Genomic DNA, 24602 nt, shown 5'->3' with positions numbered 1-24602 from the left:
GGCGGGGATTTTTTTATTCCAATTCCCCCCTCTCCCCCAGCATAACTTTGCATTACTTTACCCTGCGTCCCTTTGACCTTTCCCTTAGGGGAACCCCTATAGTAGGCAAGGAGATTGTTCACAAGGAATTGAAGTTATGTCGAAATCATCATGGTTATTACTTTTGGGTTTATGCGCCAGCGGCTCCGCGCTTGCGGCATCCTCAGAATCCGCTTTTCTGGCGCAACATGGGCTGGCGGGAAAAACGGTTGAGCAGATCGTGGATACGATTGATCAGACGCCGCAGAGCCGTCCTTTGCCTTACTCCGCGTCGATTACCAGTACCGAGCTCAAATTATCTGACGGAGAGCAGATTTATACGCTGCCGTTAGGCGACAAATTCTATCTCTCTTTTGCGCCCTATGAATGGCGGACACACCCCTGTTTTAACCACAGCCTTTCCGGCTGTCAGGGAGAAATGCCGAATAAACCGTTCACTGTAAAAGTGACAGACAGTAAAGGCGCTGTCATCGTACAAAAAGAGATGCAAAGCTATCGAAACGGATTTATCGGTGTTTGGCTACCGCGCAATATGGAAGGGACGCTGGAAGTAAGCTACAACGGTAAAACGGCGTCACATGCCATTGCCACCAAAGATGACAGCCAGACCTGTCTGACGGAATTACCATTACGTTAAAAAATGCCCGATAACATAATGGGTTATCGGGCCTATAAAACGCCAACAAGATAAAATTAACAGAGTGCCTTGAGAATGCATAACGCCACAAGAATGGCGGAGGTGGGCTCACTTTGTACTGACCCCAAAAACCTGGACAGATTAACCGAGGCATCAGCGAAAGAGTCCATTTAATACATGGGCTCTTTTTTGTTTCTGGCTATAACTAAATAACATTGTCCGCAATCGAATTATCCATTCCGTTGCTTTCTTGCATCACGCGGATTCCTGTCTCATCAATATTTTGTTCGTCGTATTCTTCCTGAATTTAACCTTAGACGTTCTATCAAATTATCGCTTATAGCGATTTGAACATAACAGTCTTTGCATTCTATTGAGGGAGCCTAAGGAACAATGTTCGCTGCTGAGTTTGTGATGATTTGAAACCATGGTGAATGTAGAAATTTTTGGCTTCTTCGGTAAGTGCATGAACCATGATTGCACGTACACCAATATTCTCGGCAACCCGATAGCAACGAAGCACTGCATCATGAAGTAAATCAGCACCAAGCCCTTTTCCATGGAATGAGAGATCGACGGCAAGACGGGCAAGTATAATGACAGGGATGGGATCTGGCATGTTACGCCGAAGGTTGCCTGTCGCTTCTGTATGGTTGACGCTACCGGTGGCCAGAGAGTAAAAACCGGCTACTTGCTTCGTGTCTTTCTTGCACACCACAAATGTTCTGGCCGCTCCGAGAGCCTGGTTTTTGAGGCCCTTTTGCTTCAACCAGTCATCGAGCACAGCTTCACCGCTGACGAACTCAGCTACCTGATGAAAAGCGGACAAAGGTTCTGGTGCTGTTACACGTCCCACTGAGGTTTCCTTGCCAGCAGTTTTTCGATAACGGGATCATCTGCGACTGGTGCATCAAGCAGATTGATGAACTCCTCATATTGCTCATCGTTAAAGTTAAATACACGGCGGTCAAGGATCACTTTCTCGGCAGCCTGGCAGGCCGTTTCCAGAATGAAATCTGTACGTGACTTGTGAAGGATTTCCGCAGCTGCATCAATGAGCGCCCGCTGCGATTCCTTAGCTCTAAGGTTAAGTTGAACATCTGATTTCATGAGACACCCCTTGTATAGCATTTGCTTTACAAGAATAGCACAACCACCATGTATAGCAAACGGTATACATCAAGTCGTCGTTTTTCATTTTTTGAATACTGATGTTCGCTTTGTGCCAGAAGCGGAAATTGCTCATTGTAGCGGTTTACTGAGTTCAACAAGGCAAAAGAACAATGCTGCCTTTCTGCAGGCTGACTATTATTTCGCCAAACATTTCCTCATCAGAGCATTTTGTAATGTCACTCCACGGCAAATAGGAAAGCCTCGCTCCACTATATGAAAGCCGTGTCGTAGAAAGAACACTTCCGCAGCCTTACTTACATTTGAAGTAAGTTCACTAATTCCACGCTGTCTGGCTTCCTCATGAATGCAATTCATCAGTAGTGTCCCTACCCCCTGTCTTGAATAGGTTCCTGATACAAAGAAATGATCAATGTATCCATTTGGTTGAACATCTGCATATCCAGCTATTTCACCATCCAGCTCTACAACAAAAGGTTGTAATTCCTTAATGTGATTGGCCCATCGCTCCAGGTCGATATCTGCTGGGGCCCAGGCATCAATTTGTTCACGTGTGTAGTAGTGTGATGCGATCGTATGTACAGATGAGAAAAAAACTCTGAATAACGATATTTCATCCCCATTACTGAACCTTCTGATTTTCATAAAACCTCATTGTGAGAGTTACTTGTAGAACAATACTAATTTTTGTGAAATAGGGCGTCCGTTCCTCGCTCATAGCAGACATTTGCGTGACCGTATCCACCAACGTTCAGGTTTCCTGATAGCATCCCTGTACAGACCTTGTTAATTTCTGCCTGGATAGCTCTTTAGGCGCTATTCAACCGGGCTGAGTCCGTTAAATTTAAGGCTAATTCGTCGGGTATTGTAGTATCGTATGTAATCCTCAATAGCTATCTTAAGTTCATCAATATCCTTAAATTTACTGGTGTAAAAACTTTCTGATTTTAAAGTCCCGAAAAAACATTCTGCACAGGCATTATCAAGGCAGTTGCCTTTGCGGGACATACTTTGGATGATGCCAAACTCTCGTAACTGATACTGGTACCATCAATGACGGTATTGCCAGCCCTGATCTGAATGAAGAACCGGATTGGTACCCGCATCAAGTCTGGCAAATGCCTTCATGAGCATGTCATCGATCATCGGCATAGTTGGACGTTCTGAAATACTGCAGGAGATCGCTTCGTTATTGAAGAGATCAATAATGGGCGCAGTGCACTTTTGATTTATATACCCTTCATACTTCAAGTTGCTTATGTGTTGGCTACGCTCGCTCACCCCAGTCACATAGTTATCTATGCTCCTGGGGACTCACTCCCTTGCCGCCTTTAAGCAACTCGAATTATTTTGGGTATAGTCAGGTGGGGATTTTCTCTGTCTGCCTTTTGGTGAATACCTGAGACAAACAGTCTCAAGCACCCGCAGCTATTCTAACGCCAATATCCGTACCGCCAGCGTTAATGTATTCCTGAAATAATTCTTGCCAATCAATAGAGATAACCGCGTCTATGAGTTACAGAATTATTAGCGAATCAACTAATACTATTTATGTTATAAAAAAACCTGCCCGAGAGCAGGTTTTTGTTTATTTAACTGAACGCTTATTGCAGTAACGAAATATCCGCAACCTGCAGGAACAGTTCGCGTAGTTTCGACAACAGCGTCAGGCGGTTGATACGGATATCTTTCTCTTCCGCGTTAACCATGACATTTTCGAAGAATTCATCCACCGGAGCGCGCAGAGCAGCCAGCTCAATCAACGCTTCCTGATAACGACCATCGGCAAAGTACGGCTGAAGCTTATCACGCAGCACAACCAGATGTCTGGCCAACTCAATTTCCGCCGCTTCTTTCAGTACGGAGGCGTGGACGATATCGTTCAGCGGCTCAGTGGCTTTCGCCAGGATGTTGGAGACGCGCTTGTTCGCCGCCGCCAGAGCAGAGGCTTCTTCCAGGGTGCGGAAATGAGACACCGCCTTCATGCGGGCATCAAAATCTGCCGGACGGGTCGGACGACGCGCCAGTACCGCCTGGATAGTGTCGACGGTGTAACCTTCATCCTGATACCAGGCGCGGAAGCGACCCAGCATAAAATCGATCACATCATCGACTACGTTGGCATTGGTCAGCTTGTCGCCATACAGACGCACCGCTTCTTCGGTCAGCGTTTGCAGATCAAGAGCGAGGTTCTTCTCAACGATGATGCGCAGCACGCCCAGCGCGGCACGACGCAGCGCAAACGGGTCTTTGTCGCCTTTCGGATGCTGACCAATACCGAAGATACCCGCCAGAGTATCCATCTTATCGGCGATCGCCAGCGCGCAGGCCACCGGGTTAGACGGCAGGTCATCACCGGCAAAGCGTGGCTGATACTGTTCGTTCAGCGCCACAGCCACATCTTCCGCTTCACCATCATGGCGCGCGTAGTGCATCCCCATCACGCCCTGGGTGTCGGTGAACTCGAAGACCATGTTGGTCATCAGGTCGCACTTGGAGAGCAGGCCCGCACGAGTGGCGTGGTTGACGTCAGCGCCAATCTGACCGGCAATCCAGCCCGCCAGCGCCTGAATACGGTCGGTCTTGTCGCGCAGCGTGCCCAGCTGTTGCTGGAACAGCACGGTTTGTAGACGCGGCAGATGGTCTTCCAGACGTTTTTTACGGTCGGTATTGAAGAAGAATTCAGCATCTGCCAGACGCGGACGCACCACTTTCTCGTTACCGGAGATAATCTGGGTCGGATCTTTCGACTCGATGTTGGCGACGAAGATAAAGTTCGGCAGCAGCTTGCCCGCGTTGTCATAAACCGGGAAATACTTCTGGTCGCCCTTCATGGTGTACACCAGCGCTTCGGCAGGCACGGAGAGGAATTTCTCTTCGAATTTCGCCGTCAATACCACCGGCCATTCCACCAGCGAAGCTACTTCTTCCAGCAGGCTTTCGCTCAGGTCGGCATTACCGCCAATCTTACGTGCTGCTTCTTCAGCGTCCGCTTTGATTTTGGCTTTACGCGCTTCGTAGTCGGCAATGACTTTACCGCGCTCCAGCAGAATTTGCGGGTACTGGTCAGCATTGTCGATAGTGAACTCCGGCTCACCCATAAAGCGGTGGCCGCGAATGACGCGGTCAGACTGAATACCCAGAATAGTCGCCGGAATGACCTTATCGCCCAACAACAGGGTCACGGTGTGCACCGGACGCACGAAGTGTACGTCAGACGCGCCCCAGCGCATCAGTTTCGGGATCGGTAGTTTCGCCAGCGAGGTGGCTACCATGTTCGGCACCAGCACTTCGGTACTTTCGCCCTTCACGTGGGCACGATACAGCAGCCATTCGCCTTTGTCGGTCTTCAGACGCTCGGCCTGATCAACGGTGATCCCGCAGCCGCGCGCCCAGCCTTCTGCCGCTTTGCTCGGTTTGCCTTCGGCGTCAAACGCCTGAGCAATCGCCGGACCACGCTTTTCGACTTCGCGATCGGGCTGAGATTCAGCAAGATTCGCCACTTTCAGCGCCAGACGGCGCGGGGCGGCAAACCATTCAACGTTACCGTGCGCGAGGCCGGCGTTATCCAGCTCCGCAGTGAAGTTCGCAGCAAAGGACTCAGCCAAACTGCGCAGTGCTTTTGGTGGCAGCTCTTCAGTGCCGATTTCCACCAGAAAAGTTTTCTCAGACATGGCCGCCTCTTACTTGTCTTTGTTGCACATCGGGAAGCCGAGGGCTTCACGGGAAGCATAATAAGCCTCTGCCACTGCTTTGGTCAGGGTGCGAATACGCAAAATGTAGCGCTGACGTTCGGTGACGGAGATAGCTTTACGCGCATCCAGCAGGTTGAAGCTATGGGCGGCTTTCAGAATACGCTCGTAGGCCGGCAGCGGCAGCGGGTTTTCCAGCGCCAGCAGCTGCTGGGCTTCTTTTTCATACTGCTCGAAGCAGGTGAATAAGAAATCCACATCGGCGTATTCAAAGTTATAGGTGGATTGCTCCACTTCGTTTTGATGGAACACGTCGCCGTAGGTGGTTTTACCCAGCGGGCCATCGCTCCAGACCAGGTCGTAAACGCTGTCCACGCCCTGGATATACATCGCCAGACGTTCCAGACCGTAGGTGATTTCACCGGTCACCGGCTTGCACTCCAGGCCGCCGACCTGCTGGAAGTAGGTGAACTGCGTCACTTCCATGCCATTCAGCCACACTTCCCAGCCGAGTCCCCAGGCGCCCAGCGTCGGGTTTTCCCAGTTATCTTCCACGAAACGGATGTCGTGAATGGTCGGGTCCATACCCAGCTCTTTCAGAGAACCGAGGTACAGCTCCTGAATGTTGTCCGGAGACGGCTTAATCACTACCTGGAACTGATAGTAGTGCTGTAAGCGGTTCGGGTTTTCGCCGTAGCGGCCATCGGTCGGACGACGAGAAGGCTGCACATAGGCAGTCGCCATCGGCTCTGGCCCCAGCGCGCGCAGGCAGGTCATTGGATGAGAAGTTCCCGCGCCGACTTCCATGTCCAATGGTTGAACAATGGTGCAGCCCTGGCGAGCCCAGTAATCCTGTAAGGTCAGGATCAAGCCCTGGAAGGTCCTGGTATCAAACTTTTGCATATTATTTCGTGCTGGATACGTGTGGATTTAAAGGAAGGAGCCAGTATACCCGCTGGATGCGAGATATACAGTATGAAACCGGTTTGTTTAGCGAAAATTGCCGGATTTCGCGGCATCACACCTCACCAGGCGCGGCTTTTACCGCATAGAAAGATGTAAAAACTGCCCATCTGCATCAAAAGAGCAGACAAAACTCTCTTTACGGAAGGTATTACCCCGCATCTCATAGCTCCCCTGAAACTGTTCGAAACCGGTAACAGCAATTTTCTGTGCGCCAGTATTGTAACGCTGCGCCACCTGAGCTTTACACAATGCCTCCATATCCAGCGTGCGTGTTGGGCTCACTTTACTCTGCTGGGCTTTTTGCGTCGGTGGCGGTGTCGCAGTGCATCCCACCAGAGCGATGGCTATCATCACAGTACAGAAATACTTCATTATCATTTTTATTACCGTCTGGTTTGCTGGTCAGTCTTATTATTAAGGTTTGTGGGTAACAGAAACATTGTGCGAATCTCCTTACGCCATCACAAGATGTAGCGTAGAAAGTCGGATTTTTCCAGTGAGCCACCGCGCTGGAACTCTATTCAAACGGAAGCTGAGGAACTGATGCAGCCTAAAATTAACTGGATTGATAACCTGCGAGGGATCGCCTGTTTAATGGTAGTGATGATCCATACTACAACGTGGTACATCACCAACGCCCACAGCGTCAGCCCGCTAAACTGGGATATTGCGAATGTCCTGAATTCGGCTTCGCGCGTTAGCGTTCCCCTGTTTTTTATGATTTCAGGCTATCTTTTTTTGGCGAGCGCTGCGCGCAACCGCGGCATTTTTTACGTATCGCCCTGTGCCTTATCTTTTACAGCGTTGTCGCCCTGGCTTACATTTCACTTTTTACTTCGATCAACGTCGAGCTTTCGCTAAAAAATGTGCTGCAAAAACCCGTGTTTTACCACCTGTGGTTTTTCTTTGCGATTGCGGTGATCTACCTGGTATCGCCATTAATCCAGGTAAAAAACGTGAGCGGCAAAATGCTCCTGATGCTGATGGTGATCATTGGTATTATTGCTAACCCAAATACTGTGCCGCAAAAAATCGGCGGCGTTGAATGGTTGCCCATCAATCTGTATATCAGCGGCGACACGTTCTACTACATTCTCTACGGTATCCTGGGCCGCGCCATTGGCATGATGGAGACGCAAAAGCCATCGCTGACGCTTATCTGCGCTGCCCTGTTCATCATCGCGGTATTTGTTATTTCTCGCGGCACATTGCATGAATTACGCTGGCGCGGAAATTTTGCCGATACCTGGTATCTGTATTGCGGTCCCATGGTGTTTATTTGCGCCGTCTCACTGTTCACGGTAGTTAAAAATAAGCTGAATGCGCGGACGTTACCTGGACTAGGGCTTATCTCCCGCCACTCGTTGGGCATTTATGGTTTCCACGCACTGATTATCCATGCGCTACGTACTAATGGTCTGGAGTTAAAACGTTGGCCGCCGTTAGATATCGTGTGGGTTTTTGCCGCGACGGTGACAGGAAGCCTGCTACTTTCCATGCTGTTACAGCGTATTGATAAACGGAAATGGGTTAGCTAAACGACAATGATGGCTCCGGCCATCATTCATCATCACTGTAGGAAGCGTAAAGATCGGTTCCATATATACTGACCCCCAGCGCCACCAGACACAGTATTTTCAGCGCGCCCGCCAGCGCCAGGTTAAATACGCCGACCGCGACCATGCCGATGCCAAGCAACAGCAAAGATTTGCAACGAGAAAGCAAGCGGCCATTTCCCGTGTGTTCCTGGCGAATTAAGACTGGAAAACCACACATGACGATTGCCGCAAAAAAATATCCCTTTTCGCTTAATGTATGACAGCCTGGCCACAGTCCCACCAGGTATACCACTGCACCGACAACTAACATTCCCAGGCCGAATATCCGTTTCCTGCGCGCAACGTGATCGTCCATCTCACTCTCCTTGTGGTTGTGTGAGACACATTAAGCGAAGAAATAGCGATGAAAAAGGCGCCTGCCCAGCAATAATATAAAAATCAGAAAACACACATACTTACTTCGATATAATTCAATAGAATTAATATTTACGGGAAATGCCTTTCGGCCAAAACCGAAAGGCATTCTGACTTATGACATCAACGGCAACAGCTGCTGATAAAGTCGACGGAAGGTTTCACGACGTTGTTGATAAACCGCATGATGCTGCGCATCAGGATAATGCGCCTGCTCCAGCGGCAACTGCGGCAATACATCGGCGAGCGGAGTCTGTTTATTCACCGCAATTTGCGCCAGACGCGCCGCGCCCAGCGCTGGCCCTACATCGCCGCCAGTACGATAATCAAGCTGTAGCCCGCTAATATCAGATAGCATCTGACGCCAGTATTCGCTGCGCGCCCCGCCGCCGATAAGCGTCACGCTGGCGGGTTTGACGCCGCAGGCGTGAACCACATCCATACCGTCCGCCAGAGCATATCCCACGCCCTCCAGTACCGCCCGCGCCAGTTCCGCCGGGCCATGCTGATGGGTTAAACCAAAGAAAACGCCTTTTGCCTGCGGATTATTGTGCGGCGTGCGCTCGCCGGACAGGTACGGCAAAAACCAGATCGAATCGGCATGCTCATCCGCCTGCTGTGCGGCGGCAATCAGCGCCGGGACGTTCTCCTGCCCGGTGAGTTTAGCCGCCCAGTCCAGACAAGAGGCGGCGCTCAACATCACAGACATTAAATGCCAGCGTTCCGGCAGCGCATGGCAAAAACTGTGTACTGCGCTCTCCGGTTTACTCAGAAAGCCGTCGCTGACGGCAAAATAGACGCCCGATGTTCCGAGCGAGAGCATCGCCTGTCCGGCATCGATCATTCCTACGCCGACCGCGCCTGCCGCATTGTCGCCGCCGCCCGCCACCACGGGTACTGTTGGCATTCCCCATGCGCTGGCTACCTCCGGCAGCAACGTTCCGGTAATGTCACTACCTTCAAATAACGCTGGCATCTGCTGTCGGGTTAAATGACAGGCGTTGAGCATAACGTCGCTCCAGTCGCGCTTTTTCACGTCCAGCCACATCGTTCCCGCCGCATCCGACATATCGCTGGCAAAGACGCCTGTCATTCGCAGCCGCAGAAAATCTTTCGGCAGCAGAACCTTGTCTATCTGGTAGAAAATATCCGGTTCGTGGCGCTGCACCCAGACTAATTTGGGCGCGGTAAAACCGGGCATCATCAGATTACCGGTTATCGCACGCGACTGCGGCACCTGTTTTTCCAGCCAGGCGCACTCTTCGCTACAGCGTCCGTCATTCCATAAAATCGCTGGTCGCAGAACCTGCTGACGGCTATCAAGCAATGTCGCTCCATGCATTTGTCCGGCGATGCCCAACGCCCGAACGCCACTTAACGACTGTTGCCGACCTAAACCTTTAACCGCACGATCCGTCGCCTGCCACCACTGCTCTGGTTCCTGTTCCGACCATAAGGGATGCGGACGCGATACGGTCAGTTTTTCAGTATGCGTAGCCAGCACATCGCCCTGCTCATTCAACAGGATAGCTTTTACACCCGATGTACCAAGATCGATCCCGATATACATATTGTGGGTTCCTTTACTGAAAGCGCCCGGCAGCGCTACGCTTACCGGGCTAATCACGACTACAGGCCGGGCTAACGCGGAGTTGCCCGGTAGATAGGGTTATTTATCAAACAGATAACGGTTAACCAGATTTTCTAACAGCTCCTGATGACCGCTTTGATGTACTGGCGCCAGATTATGCTGCTCCGCATACTGCGCCAGTTCGCCTAAGGAGAGTTGTCCTTTCAGAATCTGCTGACCCAGCTCGCTATTCCAGCCGGCATAGCGCTTCGCCACGCGTTTATCCAGCTCGCCGTCTTCAACCATACGCGCGGCGATTTTCAGCGACAACGCCATCGTATCCATCGCGCCGATATGACCGTAGAACAGATCGTATTTATCGGTGCTCTGGCGACGAACTTTGGCGTCGAAGTTGAGACCGCCCGTCGTGAATCCGCCCGCTTTCAGGATTTCGTACATCACCAGCGCGTTCTCTTCAACGCTAATCGGGAACTGATCGGTATCCCAGCCCAGTTGCGCATCGCCGCGGTTGGCGTCAACGGAGCCAAAAATACCCAGCGCGATAGCGGTCGCGATTTCATGGTGGAACGAATGGCCCGCCAGCGTCGCGTGGTTCGCCTCAATGTTCACTTTGATCTCTTTTTCCAGGCCGAACTGTTTGAGGAAGCCATAGACCGTTGCAACGTCATAATCATACTGATGTTTTGTCGGTTCCTGCGGTTTCGGTTCAATCAGCAGCGTGCCCTGGAAGCCCATTTTATGTTTGTGCTCGACCACCATTTGCATAAAGCGGCCAATCTGTTCGCGTTCCTGGCGCAGATCGGTATTCAGCAACGTTTCATAACCTTCGCGCCCGCCCCACAGGACGTAATTTTCGCCGCCCAGTTTATGCGTGGCGTTCATTGCCGTAACCACTTGCGTCGCTGCCCAGCTAAAGACTTCCGGGTCCGGGTTAGTGGCGGCGCCTGCGCCATAGCGCGGGTTGGTAAAGCAGTTCGCCGTTCCCCACAGCAGTTTTACGCCGCTCTGCTCCTGTTTCGCCGCCAGCACATCCACCATCTGCGCGAAGTTGTTTTTATATTCTTTCAACGACGCGCCTTCCGGCGACACATCCACGTCATGGAAGCAATAAAAAGGCACATTCAGTTTGTGGAAAAATTCAAACGCCACGTCCGCTTTGCGTTTCGCCAGCTCCAGCGCTTCGCCCGGTTGCTGCCACGGACGATTAAACGCGCCTACACCAAACATATCCGCGCCGTTCCAGCAGAAGGTATGCCAGTAACAGGCCGTGAAACGCAGGTGATCTTCCATACGTTTACCTAAAACCAGCCCGTCGGGATTGTAATGACGAAATGCCAGCGGGTTAGTCGATTGAGGGCCTTCATAGCGAACACGATCGAGTTGGTCAAAATAAGCCTGCATAGTGAGCTCCATAATCAGATAAGACGGCAAGTAAACGACATAACGTCATACTGGAATTTCCTGATTTATTGCTCAATTACGTTATTTCACACCGCTATTAAGAGAATCCCCAAATGTGCTCTGGCTCTCAAAAAAACGCTGAAAACCACAGAAGAAAAAAGCGATCGCGATCGAATCCTGGCAAATAAACAAAAAACCGTAATATATAGATAAGAAATGACAATTGTCATCCGCCGTTTGCTGTGATGAATTTCGCATAACGTTTCAGGCGCAAAATAATTTGTCATCATTAGCCAGACCGTTATGTCAGCCGTTTTGATAGTATCCATGAGTCCAGGTTCACTTTTGCAGTGATATATCCTCATGTTTGATAAACGTCACCGTATCACTCTGTTATTTAACGCGAATAAAGCCTATGACCGTCAGGTAGTGGAGGGGGTGGGTGAATATTTACAAGCCTCGCAATCCGAATGGGATATATTTATTGAGGAAGATTTCCGTGCCCGTATCGATAACATTAAAGAGTGGTTAGGCGACGGCGTTATTGCCGATTACGATGATGACGATATCGCGCAATTATTGGCCGATGTCGACGTACCCATTGTCGGGGTCGGCGGTTCTTACCATCTTGCTGAAAATTATCCCGCCGTTCATTACATCGCCACCGATAATCATGCGCTCGTTGAAAGCGCTTTCCTGCATTTAAAAGAAAAAGGCGTTAACCGCTTCGCGTTTTACGGTTTGCCCGACTCCAGCCGCAAACATTGGGCGGCGGAACGGGAATACGCCTTTCGCCAGCTGGTCGCCGAGGAAAAATACCGCGGCGTAGTCTATCAGGGGCTGGAAACCGCGCCGGAAAACTGGCAGCACGCGCAAAATCGCCTCGCCGACTGGCTTCAGACGCTGCCGCCGCAAACCGGCATCATTGCCGTAACGGATGCCCGCGCCCGTCACGTATTGCAGGCCTGTGAACACCTGCATATTCCGGTGCCGGAAAAACTTTGCGTTATCGGTATTGATAACGAAGAGTTAACCCGTTATCTGTCGCGCGTCGCGCTTTCCTCCGTCGCGCAGGGGGCGCGGCAAATGGGCTATCAGGCGGCGAAGCTGCTGCACCGTTTGCTGGCGCGCGAAGAGATGCCGTTACAGCGCATTCTGGTGCCGCCGGTGCGCGTCATTGCGCACCGCTCGACAGACTATCGCTCCCTGACCGATCCGGCGGTTATCCAGGCGATGCACTTTATTCGTAACCATGCCTGTAAGGGCATTAAAGTCGAGCAAGTGCTGGACGCGGTTGGGATTTCACGTTCAAACCTGGAAAAACGTTTTAAGGAAGAAGTTGGCGAGACGATACATGCGCTGATCCACGCCGAAAAGCTGGAAAAAGCGCGTAGTTTGTTGATTTCCACCACGTTGGCGATAAACGAAATTTCGCAAATGTGCGGCTACCCGTCACTGCAATATTTCTATTCGGTGTTTAAAAAGGAGTACGTCACTACGCCTAAGGAGTATCGCGACCAGCATAGTGAAGCGTTGTTGTAGTTTATCCAGCCTACAGACGCCTTGTAAGCCGGATAGCGTAGCGCCATCCGGCACACAGAATTACATATGCGCGGCGATCAGACGCTGGTTGTCCTGGTACATCGCGAACAAGTAGTTGTTATAGCGCGACCCCTGGGTAGAGTAACCCTTCAGCTTATGAATCATCGCCGTGGCGGTGACTTCCTGATCCGCCTTACGCAGTTGGGCGCGCGACTTGCGGAAAGAGGAATAAGCCGGATGCGTGTTCAGGTTAGCGACATACGCGCTCACCGACTCCTCAACCGACGCGAATTGCGAGTAACCTTTCACCTTACCCGGCGTATTGGTACAACGCCCTTTCGTGCACTTCATGCCGAACAGGTTATTGTTGCTACGCGCCAGTTTAGAGGTTCCCCAGCCGCTTTCCGCCGCCGCCATCGTCGCCACCATGCTGGTTGGGATAATGTCGACGCGCTCCAGCAACGTATTCCACGGAATACGACGCGTGTTGCCGGACCAGCTCACTTTATAGCGCTTCGCGATATCTTTCATACGCGCGCGTTCAGACGGCGACCAGCGGTTCTGGTACTGTTTTGAGATCAGCCAATTACGGTCCGCGGTAATCGCGGCATTTTGGCTGGTGATGTAAGGCATAACGGTCCGGAGAAACGCTTTTTTTCTGGGGGTTCCGGAAGGGTATTTTCGCAAATCAGGAAGTGAACTGCTCTTTGCACTATTGCGAGAATACTCTTGTTTACTGCTAACCTGTTTATAACTTGTCTCAGTTATGTGGGACTTTTGACTCGTTTGTGTTGCGTGCGTCTTTGCCAGCACCTCACCCGAAAATGCGATGGTGAGTAACATAAGAATCATTGCCCCATATCGTCGCATGGGAGTCAATATCATTAGGTCTCCTGGTCGGATTGATACATTCCAACACCTTTTATTTTTCACGAAGTTGAGGTTTGAACCCCAAATTCTAGCAAAAATAGGCTTAAAAAGCACCTCAGGGAATAGTCTTAATCCGAAACTATGTCAACTATTAACGATAACAGGCAGCAATAATGCCAATAAAATGTGGTGCTTATCGCAAATAGAGGCGTTTTTTTGCGCCTCGTCGCTCACCCTCGCGCCTCCTCCTGCGCGACTCTCTGCTGAGGAGGAGTTCATTCGCCTAAAAACCAGGCAAGCTGATGAATATTGCCCACAAAGGATAGCGTGATGAAACTTGCCGCCTTCGCTCTGACGCTGATACCCGGTATCGCGATCGCCTCATCATGGACCTCACCCGGTTTTCCGACGTTCTCGACGCAGGAAACCGGGCGCTTTACCAGCCATGCTGCATTAACAAAAGGTACACGCGCGTTAACGCTCCATATTGACCAGCAGTGCTGGCAGCCCTCCGGCGCCATAAAACTCAACCAAATGTTGTCGTTAAAACCCTGCGAAGGCGCGCCACCGCAATGGCGTTTGTTTAAAGATGGCGACTATACGATAACGGTAGATACCCGCTCCGGTACGCCGACCCTGTTGTTATCGATAAAAACTGAACCTGAGCGCACCGCGCAGCTCGCCTACCAGTGTCCCGTCTGGGATGGTTCGCCGCTCACGCTGGATGTTCGCCAGACCTTTCCGGAAGGGACGGTAGTGCGCGATTATTACAGTGGTCAAACCGATACCGTCCAAAACGGGCAAATCACGCTGCAACCTGCCGACAGTCACGGGCTTTTATTGCTGGAACGCGCGGAAACCCATGCGTCAGCGCCTTTTAACTGGCGCAACGCCACCGTTTATTTTGTGCTTACGGATCGCTTTCGCAATGGCGATCCAACCAATGACCACAGCTATGGTCGCCATAAGGATGGTATGCAAGAGATTGGCACTTTCCACGGCGGCGATTTGCGTGGGTTGACGAGTAAACTGGACTATCTACAGCAATTAGGCGTGAACGCCTTGTGGATAAGCTCGCCGTTTGAACAGATCCACGGCTGGGTCGGCGGCGGAGCAAAAGGCGATTTTCCTCATTACGCCTATCACGGCTATTACACTCAGGACTGGACGACGCTGGATGCCAATATGGGCAACGAAGCCGATCTCCGCGCGCTGGTCGACGGCGCGCACCAGCGCGGCATCCGTATTTTATTTGACGTAGTAATGAATCATGCCGGTTACGCTACGCTGGAGGATATGCAGGAGTATCAGTTTGGCGCGCTCTATTTATCCGGCGCGGAACGGCAAAAAATTCTCGGCGATCGCTGGACAAACTGGCGACCCGCCGCCGGACAAAGCTGGCACAGCTTTAACGACTACATCAACTTCAGCGACAGCGCCGCCTGGGAAAAATGGTGGGGGAAAAAGTGGATTCGTACCGATATTGGCGACTACGACAGTCCGGGATTTGACGATTTAACCCTGTCGCTGGCCTTCCTGCCGGATATAAAAACGGAATCTACCACGCCTTCCGGTCTACCCGCGTTCTATGCCAACAAACCCGATACTAAAGCAAAGTTCATTGAAGGCTATACGCCACGGGATTATCTGACTCACTGGTTAAGCCAGTGGGTGCATGATTACGGCATTGACGGGTTCCGGGTCGATACTGCCAAAAACGTTGAGCTTCCTGCCTGGCAACAGCTAAAAACCCAGGCCAGCGCGGCGTTACATGAATGGAAGCAGGCCAATCCGGACAAAGCGCTGGATGATAGCCCGTTCTGGATGACTGGCGAAGCGTGGGGCCACGGCGTCATGAAAAGTGATTATTATCGCTATGGTTTCGACGCGATGATCAATTTTGATTATCAGGAGCAGGCGGCGAAAGCGGTCGATTGCCTAGCGGAAATGGGGCCAGTCTGGCAGCAGATGGCGGATAAAATGCAGGATTTCAACGTATTAAGTTACCTCTCCTCGCATGATACGCGCCTTTTCCGTGAGGGCGGTGATAAGGCGGCGGAACTGCTGCTGCTTTCGCCAGGCGCGGTGCAGATCTTTTACGGCGATGAATCCGCTCGTCCCTTCGGCCCCACCGGCTCCGACCCGCTGCAAGGCACCCGTTCAGATATGAACTGGCAGGACGTGAGCGGAAAGTCAGCCGCAGCCGTCGCGCACTGGCAGCGTATTAGCCAGTTCCGCGCCAGACATCCCGCCATCGGCGCAGGCCAACAAACCACGCTGACGCTAAAACACGGGTACGGTTTTGTACGCCAGTACGGCGACGATACGGTGATGGTCGTCTGGGCGGGCCGCCGCTAATCGTGGCGCTACCGGTCTCCTCGCGTACCGGTAGCCCCTTCAAAATAAAAAACTAACCTGATAAAAATTTGTAGCATAAAACATCAATACTACCGCCTGACCCCCATTTGCGCCCCGCCATTTGTAGCGTTATGGTTATCCACTTTGACAGACAGTTCGATAGATCACCCGTTATGACATTTTCACTTTTCGGCGATAAATTTACCCGCCATTCAGGCATTACCCGCCTGATGGAGGATCTCAACGACGGCTTACGCACGCCAGGCGCCATCATGCTTGGCGGCGGTAACCCGGCACACATCCCTGCAATGCAGGATTATTTCCAGACGCTACTGACAGATATGGTAGAAAGCGGCAAAGCCGCTGATGCGCTTTGTAATTATGACGGTCCCCAGGGAAAAACGGCGCTACTGAATGCACTGGCCGTACTGCTACGTGAAACGCTGGGATGGGATATCGAACCACAGAATATTGCGCTGACAAATGGCAGTCAGAGCGCGTTTTTCTACTTATTTAATCTCTTCGCCGGACGTCGCGCCGACGGCAGTACGAAAAAGGTACTATTCCCGCTTGCGCCGGAATACATCGGCTATGCAGATTCCGGTCTGGAAGACGACCTCTTCGTTTCGGCGCGCCCGAATATTGAGCTGCTGCCGGAAGGCCAGTTTAAGTATCACGTCGATTTTGAGCATCTGCACATCGGCGAAGAAACGGGGATGATTTGCGTCTCGCGCCCGACCAACCCAACCGGTAACGTTATCACCGACGAAGAGCTGATGAAGCTGGACAGACTGGCGAATCAGCACAACATCCCACTGGTGATTGATAACGCTTACGGTGTACCGTTTCCGGGCATTATCTTTAGCGAGGCGCGCCCGCTGTGGAACCCCAATATTATCCTATGCATGAGCCTCTCGAAGCTGGGGCTGCCCGGTTCCCGCTGCGGGATTATCATCGCCAATGATAAGACGATTACCGCCATTGCCAACATGAACGGCATCATCAGCCTTGCGCCCGGGGGCATGGGCCCGGCGATGATGTGCGAAATGATTAAGCGTAACGATCTGCTGCGGCTGTCGGAAACGGTTATCAAACCTTTCTACTATCAGCGCGTTCAACAGACGATCGCGATCATTCGTCGCTATTTATCCGAAGAACGCTGCCTGATTCATAAACCGGAAGGCGCAATATTTTTGTGGCTGTGGTTTAAAGATCTGCCGATTACCACCGAGCTACTCTATCAACGCTTGAAAGCGCGCGGCGTGCTGATGGTGCCAGGCCACTATTTCTTTCCCGGACTGGATAAACCCTGGCCGCACACACACCAGTGTATGCGGATGAACTACGTGCCTGAACCGGACAAAATCGAGGCGGGCGTAAAAATTCTGGCAGAAGAGATTGAACGCGCCTGGCGTGAAGGCTGACGGTTATTCCGGTCATCATGCAGGCCGGAACGACGTTCAGAAAGGTTGAGAATAGAGGCGCTGGCGCTGCACATTTGTTGCGTCAACGCACTGTAACGCACTGGTCGGGCAGGCTTCCACGCACGCCGGCCCCGCTTCCCGATGCCAGCAAAGATCGCATTTAATCGCCTGCGCGCCTGACGCGGACGCCACCACAGTCATCGCGCCAAACGGGCAAGCCAGCATACAGCTTTTACAACCAATGCAGCGCGATGACGTCACGAAGATATGCCCCCGATCACGGCGAATCGCCTGTACCGGGCAGACATTCGCGCACGGCGCGTCCTCACACTGATGGCAGACCGTGGCCGTGGTGAAGCTATCCTCTTTTATCACCCGGATACGCGGCACAAAGTCCGCCGTCGTCACCGCCGCGCTATTCTGCTGTTCCTGGTGCGACACCACGCAGGCGACCTCGCAGGTACGACACCCGATACACGCCGACGCATCCGCCATAATAAACCGGTTCATTGTTCTCCCCCTGCGTTAAAACGCCAGAATGCCAGAGAGCCATTCCCCGCCGCTTTGATCCCACTACGCAAACGGACAAATTTTGTCAGATGCCTGATAAAACCTGGCGAGCTGTCTTATTCGCGAACGGTAAATCCCAGCTCATTAGAGATAGCCTGTGCGGTTTCACGCAACGGTTTGAGCAGATTTTTCTCGCCGATCTGTTTTAGCCGTGACGTCGACAGTGAAATAGAAATGGCGTAAGGCACTCGATGGTGAATATCAAACACAGGCACAGCAATACAGGAAACGCCTAGTTCATTTTCTTCGCGATCCATCGCCATGCTGGTTTCACGAATTTGCGCCAGCTCATCGTACATTGCTGGTAAATCGGTAATGGTATTACGAGTCAGCGGCTGGATCTGATCTTTATGGCTTTCCCAGTAAGACGCCACATAATCCGGCTGACCAAACGCCATATAAATTTTCCCCATCGCCGAGCAGTACAGCGGCATATGCTGGCCAATGTAGGCACGCGTGCGCAGCATACCGATGGTCGGTTCCAGCTTATAAATCAGGATAGCGTGGTCATCTTCACGGCTGGAAAAATTCACCGTCTCGCCGGTGGCCAGGTTGAGCGCCTCAAGGTGCGGTGCCGCAACGTGGATGATATTCAGCGATGACAGGGCTTTTTGGCCGACGGCAATAAACTTTGTCGTCAGACGGTAGCTTCCGGCCGCCGGCGCTGGCGTCACGTATCCGCAGGATTGAAGCCCCTGCAACAAACGATGGACGGTACTCTTGTTCAACCCCGCCAGCTCCGACAGGTGCGCCAGTGGGCAACCGTTCGGGTAGTTACTCAAAATTTCTATCAACATCAGGCCACGAAACAGGCTCTGACTCCCCGCAGGCTTCTCTTTATCGTTGTTCTGGCTCATCAGAAAACTCTCTCCTTTCTTGGGCGATCAGATGGTAGCTCAAAGTGTGTTGCAGTTCACGATATCAGCATAAAAAACATAACCCGATGATTTTAATCTTTTTTAAAAAGCTTCTCTGGCGTTGCCATGTCAATTTTTGATCTATATATTTGGAACTACATTTCGCATTATGAAATTTATCAACAAAAAAACATACTAAAATTTCTAACAATCGACCAGGAGAACAGGGATGAAAGTAACTTTCGAAGAGTTAAAAGGGGCCTTCTACCGCGTCTTGCGGTCGCGGAATATTGCGGAAGATACCGCCGACGCCTGCGCGGAAATGTTCGCTCGCACCACCGAGTCCGGTGTCTATTCCCACGGCGTGAACCGCTTTCCCCGCTTCATCCAGCAACTGGATAACGGCGACATTATTCCTGATGCTAAACCGCAGCGAGTTACCAGCCTCGGCGCCATCGAACAGTGGGATGCTCAGCGCGCTATCGGCAACCTGACGGCGAAAAAGATGATGGACCGGGCCATCGAGCTGGCTTCCGATCATGGTATTGGCCTGGTGGCGTTACGTAATGCTAACCACTGGATGCGCGGCGGCAGCTACGGCTGGCAGGCGGCGGAAAAAGGCTATATCGGCATTTGCTGGACCAACTCCATCGCCGTCATGCCGCCGTGGGGGGCGAAAGAGTGCCGTATCGGTACCAATCCGCTGATCGTCGCTATCCCTTCCACGCCGATCACGATGGTGGATATGTCGATGTCGATGTTCTCCTACGGAATGTTAGAAGTTAACCGTCTGGCGGGCCGCGAACTGCCGGTGGATGGCGGTTTCGACGATAACGGTCAGTTGACCAAAGAACCGGGCGTTATCGAGAAAAATCGCCGCATTTTACCAATGGGTTACTGGAAAGGATCTGGTCTGTCGATTGTGCTGGACATGATTGCCACCCTGCTTTCCAACGGCTCTTCCGTTGCCGAAGTGACCCAGGAAAACAGCGATGAGTATGGCGTCTCACAGATTTTCATCGCCATAGAAGTGGATAAGCTGATCGATGGCGCAACCCGCGATGCCAAACTGCAGCGGATTATGGATTTCATCACCACTGCTGAACGCGCCGACGACAACGTCGCGATTCGGCTGCCCGGCCACGAATTTACCAAATTGCTGGATGACAACCGCCGTCACGGTATCACCATTGACGACAGCGTCTGGGCCAAAATTCAGGCGCTGTAAGGAGCCACATCATGATTTTTGGACATATTGCGCAGCCTAATCCGTGCCGGCTACCGTCGGCCATAGAGCAGGCGCTCGATTTCCTGCGCAATACGGACTTTCGCACGCTGGAACCTGGCGTAGTGGAAATCGACGGCAAAAATATCTTCGCGCAGATTATCGATATGACCACCCGCGATGCTGCTGAAAATCGTCCGGAAGTCCATCGCCGCTATCTGGATATTCAGTTTCTGGCATGGGGCGAAGAGACAATTGGGGTTGCCATTGATACCGGTAATAATCAAATCAGCGAGTCATTATTAGAACAGCGCGATATTATTTTTTATCACGACAGTGAACATGAATCATTCATTGAAATGATACCGGGAAGTTATGCCCTGTTTTTCCCGCAGGATGTTCATCGTCCCGGTTGTAATAAAAGCATTGCTACGCCGATACGGAAAATAGTCGTAAAAGTCGCCATAGACGTTTTATAAAATAGAGTTTACTGGAGCACAAAATGAAAAATAATACCGGTTATATTATCGGTGCGTACCCTTGTGCACCCTCATTTCACCAGAAGAGTGAAGAGGAAGAGACGGAATTCTGGCGGCAACTCTCTGATACTCCGGATATCCGGGGGCTGGAGCAGCCTTGTCTTGAACATCTTCACCCGCTCGGCGACGAGTGGTTATTGCGCCATACACCAGGGAACTGGCAAATCGTGGTCACCGCGATAATGGAAACCATGCGCCGCCGTAGCGAAAACGGCGGTTTTGGATTAGCGTCCAGTGACGAGGAACAGCGTAAAGCCTGCGTGGAGTACTATCGTCATCTGCATCAGAAGATCAATAAAATCAATGGGAACAATACCGGCAAAGTCATAGCCCTTGAGCTTCATGCCGCCCCGCTGGGGGGCAATCCGAACGTGGCGCAGGCAACCGACGCCTTTGCGCGCTCATTAAAAGAGATTGCCAACTGGGACTGGTCCTGCGACCTGGTGCTTGAACACTGCGACGCGATGACCGGCCCCGCACCGCGCAAAGGATTCTTACCGTTAGTAAACGTACTGGAAACTATTGCCGACTATGACATAAGCGTCTGCATTAACTGGGCGCGCTCGGCTATTGAAGGGCGGGATACCTCTCTACCGCTGATCCATACGCAGCAGGCCAAACAGGCTGGAAAACTCGGGGCGCTGATGTTCTCCGGTACAACGCTGGATGGAGAATACGGCGAATGGCAGGACCTCCATGCTCCGTTTGCACCTTTCTGTCCACAAAGCCTGATGACGGAGAAACATGTTCAAGAACTCATTACCGCCGCCGCTCCCGAACTGTTGCAGTTTACCGGTATTAAATTGTTGGAAATCAATGCCAGTGCCGATATTAATCACCGCATAAATATATTACGCGATGGTATTAACATAATGAAAAAGGCCACACGCCGCTAACCTGAATTAAACATCATCACCTTAATTCTCGGCCTGCAACTCAACGTTGCGCCGACCTAATATAAACCAAACATAAGAAATTAAGCTCCACTATTCAGCATCGAAAGAGATAAGTTTCTATAACCTGATGGAGTCGTTATGAAGCGGGTACTTGAGGGCATACTTGCGGTATTAATTGCCGTACTTTCCTGCATTGTATTTATTAACGTTATTTTACGTTACGGTTTTGAGAGCAGTATTTTGTCGGTAGATGAACTATCACGTTATCTATTTGTATGGCTGACGTTTATTGGCGCCATCGTTGCATTTATGGATAACGCTCACGTTCAGGTCACTTTTGTGGTGGAAAAACTTTCGCCAGCGAATCAGCGTCGACTCTCGCTGCTGACACATTCGCTGATTTTATTGTTATGCCTCGCATTAGGCTGGGGCAGCCTGCAAAAAGCGTTGCAGGACTGGAGCGATCACTCGCCAATCCTCGGTTTACCGATCGGCCTGATGTATATCGCCTGTCTGCCCACAAGCGTTGCCATCGCGTTAATCGAGCTGCGTCGGCTTTATCACTTAATAACGCGTAACGATTCCTTTCAACAACCACAGCAAGGAGCCTAATCATGGCCGTGGTGATATTTCTCTGCTGCCTGCTCGGCGGGATCGCGATAGGTTTACCCATCGCCTGGTCGCTGCTGCTTTGCGGCGCTGCTCTGATGGCATACCTGGATATGTTTGACGTGCAGATTATGGCGCAAACCCTGGTTAACGGCGCGGACAGTTTCTCCCTGCTGGCTATTCCCTTTTTTGTTTTGGCCGGTGAAATCATGAACGCGGGCGGCCTGTCAAAGCGAATTGTCGACCTGCCGATGAAGCTGGTCGGCCATAAACCCGGCGGCCTGGGCTACGTGGGCGTTATTGCGGCAATGATTATGGCCAGCCTTTCCGGCTCTGCGGTAGCAGATACCGCTGCGGTCGCCGCGCTGCTGGTGCCGATGATGCGCTCCGCAAACTACCCGATCAACCGCTCCGTTGGGTTAATCGCTTCCGGCGGGATCATTGCGCCAATTATTCCACCCTCGATTCCTTTTATTATCTTCGGCGTTTCCAGCGGCTTGTCGATCAGCAAGCTGTTTATGGCCGGGATCGCACCGGGCATCATGATGGGCGCGGCGCTTATGCTCACCTGGTGGTGGCAGGCCGGGCGATTAAATCTCCCTTCTCAGCCTAAAGCAACACCGCGTGAAATCTGGCAATCATTGGTTTCAGGTATCTGGGCGCTGTTTTTACCGGTGATTATTATCGGCGGCTTCCGTTCCGGACTTTTCACGCCAACGGAGGCAGGGGCGGTTGCCGCGTTTTACGCCCTCTTTGTCGCCGTTGTTATCTATCGGGAATTAACGTTTTCCAGTCTCTACCACGTGCTGGTCAATGCCGCCAAAACGACGTCAGTCGTCATGTTTCTGGTGGCCGCGGCCCAGGTATCCGCCTGGCTGATTACGATCGCGGAATTACCCATGATGGTGTCAGATTTGCTGCAGCCGCTGGTCGACTCTCCGCGACTCTTATTTATCGTCATTATGATCTCAATTATGGTCGTCGGTATGGTGATGGATTTAACGCCAACGGTGTTAATTCTTACCCCTGTATTATTGCCATTAGTTAAAGAAGCCAATATTGACCCGATTTATTTCGGCGTCATGTTCATTATTAACTGCTCTATTGGATTAATCACACCGCCCGTTGGCAACGTCCTCAACGTTATTTCCGGGGTAGCAAAATTGAAATTTGATGACGCGGTAAGAGGCGTATTCCCTTACGTTGTCGTACTGATGTCGCTGCTGGTTTTATTTATTTTTATTCCCGAGCTAATTATCACACCGCTTAAATGGATTAATTAAAGGATAATATTATGAAATTACACGTTATTGCTCGTTCATTATTGATAGCTGGTCTGACGGTTTTCAGCGTGTCGTCTCTGGCGGCGCAATCTTTACGTTTTGGTTATGAAACACCGCAAACTGACTCCCAACATATTGCCGCGAAAAAATTTAACGAATTATTAAAAGAAAAAACTAACGGCGAATTAACGCTAAAACTCTTTCCTGACAGCACATTAGGTAACGCCCAGGCAATGATCAGCGGGGTGCGCGGCGGAACTATTGATATGGAAATGTCCGGTTCGAACAATTTCACCGGCCTGGCCCCTGTATTCAACTTACTTGATGTCCCCTTCCTGTTTCGCGATACCGCGCATGCGCATAAAACGCTCGACGGCAAAGTCGGCGATGAACTGAAAAAATCACTCGATTCAAAAGGGTTAAAAGTGCTGGCCTACTGGGAAAACGGCTGGCGCGACGTCACCAACTCCCGCGCGCCGGTAAAAACGCCGGGCGATTTGAAAGGCTTAAAAATCCGCACTAACAACAGCCCAATGAATATCGCGGCCTTTAAAATCTTCGGCGCGAACCCTATTCCGATGCCGTTCTCCGAAGTCTATACCGGCCTCGAAACCCGTACGATTGATGCCTAGGAACACCCTATCAACGTCGTGTGGTCAGCGAAATTCTATGAGGTACAGAAATACCTCTCCCTCACTCATCACGCCTATTCGCCTCTGCTGCTGGTGATCAATAAAGCCAAATTCGACGCTTTAAGCCCGCAGTTCCAGGAGGCACTGCTGAGTTCCGCCAAAGAAGCGGGTGACTATCAGCGCAAACTGGTCGCCGAAGATCAGCAAAAAATTATCGATGGCATGAAAGAAGCCGGAGTTGAAGTCCTGACCGATATCGACCGTAAAGCCTTCAGCGATGCGCTGGGCAGCCAGGTGCGCGATATGTTCCTGAAAGACAACCCGCAGGGCGCCGATCTCCTGAAAGCCGTGGACGAGGTGCAATAAG

General features: G+C 51.5%; 21 protein-coding genes and 3 pseudogenes. 11 read left to right on the top strand and 13 right to left on the bottom strand.

From position 1 onward, the window contains the following. Positions 1–136 precede the first annotated feature (136 nt). Entirely contained in the window at positions 137–676 is a 540-nt protein-coding gene (gene cueP, locus ACQ29O_RS00925) for a copper-binding periplasmic metallochaperone CueP (RefSeq protein WP_000047147.1), read from the top strand. A gap of 370 nt (positions 677–1046) precedes the next feature. Here the strand turns inward: cueP and ACQ29O_RS00920 are convergent, their stop codons facing one another. The 7 genes and pseudogenes from ACQ29O_RS00920 to ACQ29O_RS00890 all read right to left on the bottom strand — a co-directional run bounded on the left by ACQ29O_RS00920 (position 1047) and on the right by ACQ29O_RS00890 (position 6843). Next, the gene (locus tag ACQ29O_RS00920) at positions 1047–1532 is read right to left on the bottom strand and encodes a GNAT family N-acetyltransferase (RefSeq protein ID WP_000533909.1); all 486 of its coding nucleotides are present in this window, start codon (positions 1530–1532) and stop codon (positions 1047–1049) included. Beyond that, positions 1520–1807 carry a DUF1778 domain-containing protein gene (locus ACQ29O_RS00915; RefSeq protein ID WP_000965886.1) on the bottom strand — a complete coding sequence of 96 codons (288 nt, stop codon included), beginning with the start codon at positions 1805–1807 and terminating at the stop codon, positions 1520–1522. The genes ACQ29O_RS00920 and ACQ29O_RS00915 overlap by 13 nt, the downstream gene beginning before the upstream one ends. Positions 1808–1984: 177 nt before the next feature. Continuing rightward, positions 1985–2452, bottom strand: a complete 468-nt coding sequence (locus tag ACQ29O_RS00910; protein WP_000702452.1) for a GNAT family N-acetyltransferase — start codon at positions 2450–2452, stop codon at positions 1985–1987. A gap of 171 nt (positions 2453–2623) precedes the next feature. Continuing rightward, a pseudogene (locus ACQ29O_RS00905) lies at positions 2624–3022 on the bottom strand (transposase); the annotation flags it as partial. Between the two features lie 389 nt (positions 3023–3411). Beyond that, entirely contained in the window at positions 3412–5481 is a 2070-nt protein-coding gene (glyS, locus tag ACQ29O_RS00900; protein WP_001291748.1) for a glycine--tRNA ligase subunit beta, read from the bottom strand. A gap of 9 nt (positions 5482–5490) precedes the next feature. Beyond that, the gene (gene glyQ / locus ACQ29O_RS00895; RefSeq protein ID WP_001168551.1) at positions 5491–6402 is read right to left on the bottom strand and encodes a glycine--tRNA ligase subunit alpha; all 912 of its coding nucleotides are present in this window, start codon (positions 6400–6402) and stop codon (positions 5491–5493) included. 138 nt (positions 6403–6540) lie between these two features. Further along, positions 6541–6843, bottom strand: coding sequence for a YsaB family lipoprotein (locus tag ACQ29O_RS00890; protein ID WP_000605594.1), 303 nt, complete (start codon positions 6841–6843; stop codon positions 6541–6543). Positions 6844–7008: 165 nt separating this feature from the next. On the opposite strand from ACQ29O_RS00890, the pseudogene ACQ29O_RS00885 reads away from it, so the two are divergent. After that, positions 7009–8003, top strand: a pseudogene (locus ACQ29O_RS00885) (acyltransferase). A gap of 22 nt (positions 8004–8025) precedes the next feature. On the opposite strand, the gene ACQ29O_RS00880 reads toward ACQ29O_RS00885, so the two are convergent. From ACQ29O_RS00880 to xylA, 3 genes are all read right to left on the bottom strand, one after another. Then, on the bottom strand, positions 8026–8379 hold the full coding sequence (locus tag ACQ29O_RS00880) for a YiaA/YiaB family protein (RefSeq protein ID WP_000340935.1): 354 nt from the start codon (positions 8377–8379) through the stop codon (positions 8026–8028). Between the two features lie 174 nt (positions 8380–8553). After that, positions 8554–10008 (bottom strand): xylulokinase, encoded by a 1455-nt coding sequence (xylB, locus tag ACQ29O_RS00875; protein WP_000275327.1) that lies wholly within the window; start codon positions 10006–10008, stop codon positions 8554–8556. A 99-nt stretch (positions 10009–10107) separates the two neighbouring features. Next, positions 10108–11430 carry a xylose isomerase gene (gene xylA / locus ACQ29O_RS00870; protein ID WP_001149571.1) on the bottom strand — a complete coding sequence of 441 codons (1323 nt, stop codon included), beginning with the start codon at positions 11428–11430 and terminating at the stop codon, positions 10108–10110. A 363-nt stretch (positions 11431–11793) separates the two neighbouring features. Between xylA and xylR the strand changes: the two genes are divergently transcribed. Then, entirely contained in the window at positions 11794–12972 is a 1179-nt protein-coding gene (xylR, locus tag ACQ29O_RS00865) for a D-xylose utilization transcriptional activator XylR (RefSeq protein WP_000459821.1), read from the top strand. A gap of 60 nt (positions 12973–13032) precedes the next feature. On the opposite strand, the gene ACQ29O_RS00860 is transcribed toward xylR, so the two are convergent. Beyond that, positions 13033–13857 carry a protein bax gene (locus ACQ29O_RS00860; protein WP_001575119.1) on the bottom strand — a complete coding sequence of 275 codons (825 nt, stop codon included), beginning with the start codon at positions 13855–13857 and terminating at the stop codon, positions 13033–13035. 315 nt (positions 13858–14172) lie between these two features. Here ACQ29O_RS00860 and ACQ29O_RS00855 point away from each other — a divergent pair, with 315 nt between their 5' ends. Further along, complete coding sequence (locus ACQ29O_RS00855; protein WP_000761307.1) at positions 14173–16200, top strand: alpha-amylase; 2028 nt, start codon at positions 14173–14175, stop codon at positions 16198–16200. A gap of 173 nt (positions 16201–16373) precedes the next feature. Continuing rightward, complete coding sequence (gene avtA / locus ACQ29O_RS00850) at positions 16374–17624, top strand: valine--pyruvate transaminase (RefSeq protein WP_000144381.1); 1251 nt, start codon at positions 16374–16376, stop codon at positions 17622–17624. A gap of 36 nt (positions 17625–17660) precedes the next feature. Here the strand turns inward: avtA and ACQ29O_RS00845 are convergent, their stop codons facing one another. Both ACQ29O_RS00845 and yiaJ read right to left on the bottom strand, forming a co-directional pair. Continuing rightward, complete coding sequence (locus ACQ29O_RS00845) at positions 17661–18134, bottom strand: 4Fe-4S dicluster domain-containing protein (protein WP_001078822.1); 474 nt, start codon at positions 18132–18134, stop codon at positions 17661–17663. A gap of 116 nt (positions 18135–18250) precedes the next feature. Beyond that, positions 18251–19051 carry an IclR family transcriptional regulator YiaJ gene (gene yiaJ, locus ACQ29O_RS00840; RefSeq protein ID WP_000081337.1) on the bottom strand — a complete coding sequence of 267 codons (801 nt, stop codon included), beginning with the start codon at positions 19049–19051 and terminating at the stop codon, positions 18251–18253. A 229-nt stretch (positions 19052–19280) separates the two neighbouring features. Here yiaJ and yiaK point away from each other — a divergent pair, with 229 nt between their 5' ends. From yiaK to yiaO, 6 genes and pseudogenes are all read left to right on the top strand, one after another. Then, positions 19281–20279, top strand: coding sequence for a 3-dehydro-L-gulonate 2-dehydrogenase (gene yiaK / locus ACQ29O_RS00835; RefSeq protein WP_000869008.1), 999 nt, complete (start codon positions 19281–19283; stop codon positions 20277–20279). An 11-nt stretch (positions 20280–20290) separates the two neighbouring features. Then, positions 20291–20755, top strand: coding sequence for a YhcH/YjgK/YiaL family protein (locus ACQ29O_RS00830; RefSeq protein WP_000576102.1), 465 nt, complete (start codon positions 20291–20293; stop codon positions 20753–20755). A gap of 23 nt (positions 20756–20778) precedes the next feature. Continuing rightward, positions 20779–21711: a DUF4862 family protein gene (locus ACQ29O_RS00825; protein WP_000794979.1), complete on the top strand. Its 933-nt coding sequence runs from the start codon at positions 20779–20781 to the stop codon at positions 21709–21711. Positions 21712–21849: 138 nt separating this feature from the next. Continuing rightward, entirely contained in the window at positions 21850–22323 is a 474-nt protein-coding gene (gene yiaM, locus ACQ29O_RS00820) for a 2,3-diketo-L-gulonate TRAP transporter small permease YiaM (protein ID WP_000832316.1), read from the top strand. 2 nt (positions 22324–22325) lie between these two features. After that, positions 22326–23603 carry a 2,3-diketo-L-gulonate TRAP transporter large permease YiaN gene (yiaN, locus tag ACQ29O_RS00815; RefSeq protein WP_000301822.1) on the top strand — a complete coding sequence of 426 codons (1278 nt, stop codon included), beginning with the start codon at positions 22326–22328 and terminating at the stop codon, positions 23601–23603. A gap of 11 nt (positions 23604–23614) precedes the next feature. Beyond that, a pseudogene (gene yiaO, locus ACQ29O_RS00810) lies at positions 23615–24601 on the top strand (2,3-diketo-L-gulonate TRAP transporter substrate-binding protein YiaO). The last annotated feature ends 1 nt before the right edge of the window (position 24602 follow it).

This window comes from Salmonella sp. GDC200615, assembly GCF_050574145.1.
Lineage (GTDB): Bacteria > Pseudomonadota > Gammaproteobacteria > Enterobacterales > Enterobacteriaceae > Salmonella > Salmonella enterica.
The sequence above is the reverse complement of the archived record's forward strand: the minus strand, read 5'-3'. Positions and strand labels throughout refer to the sequence as shown.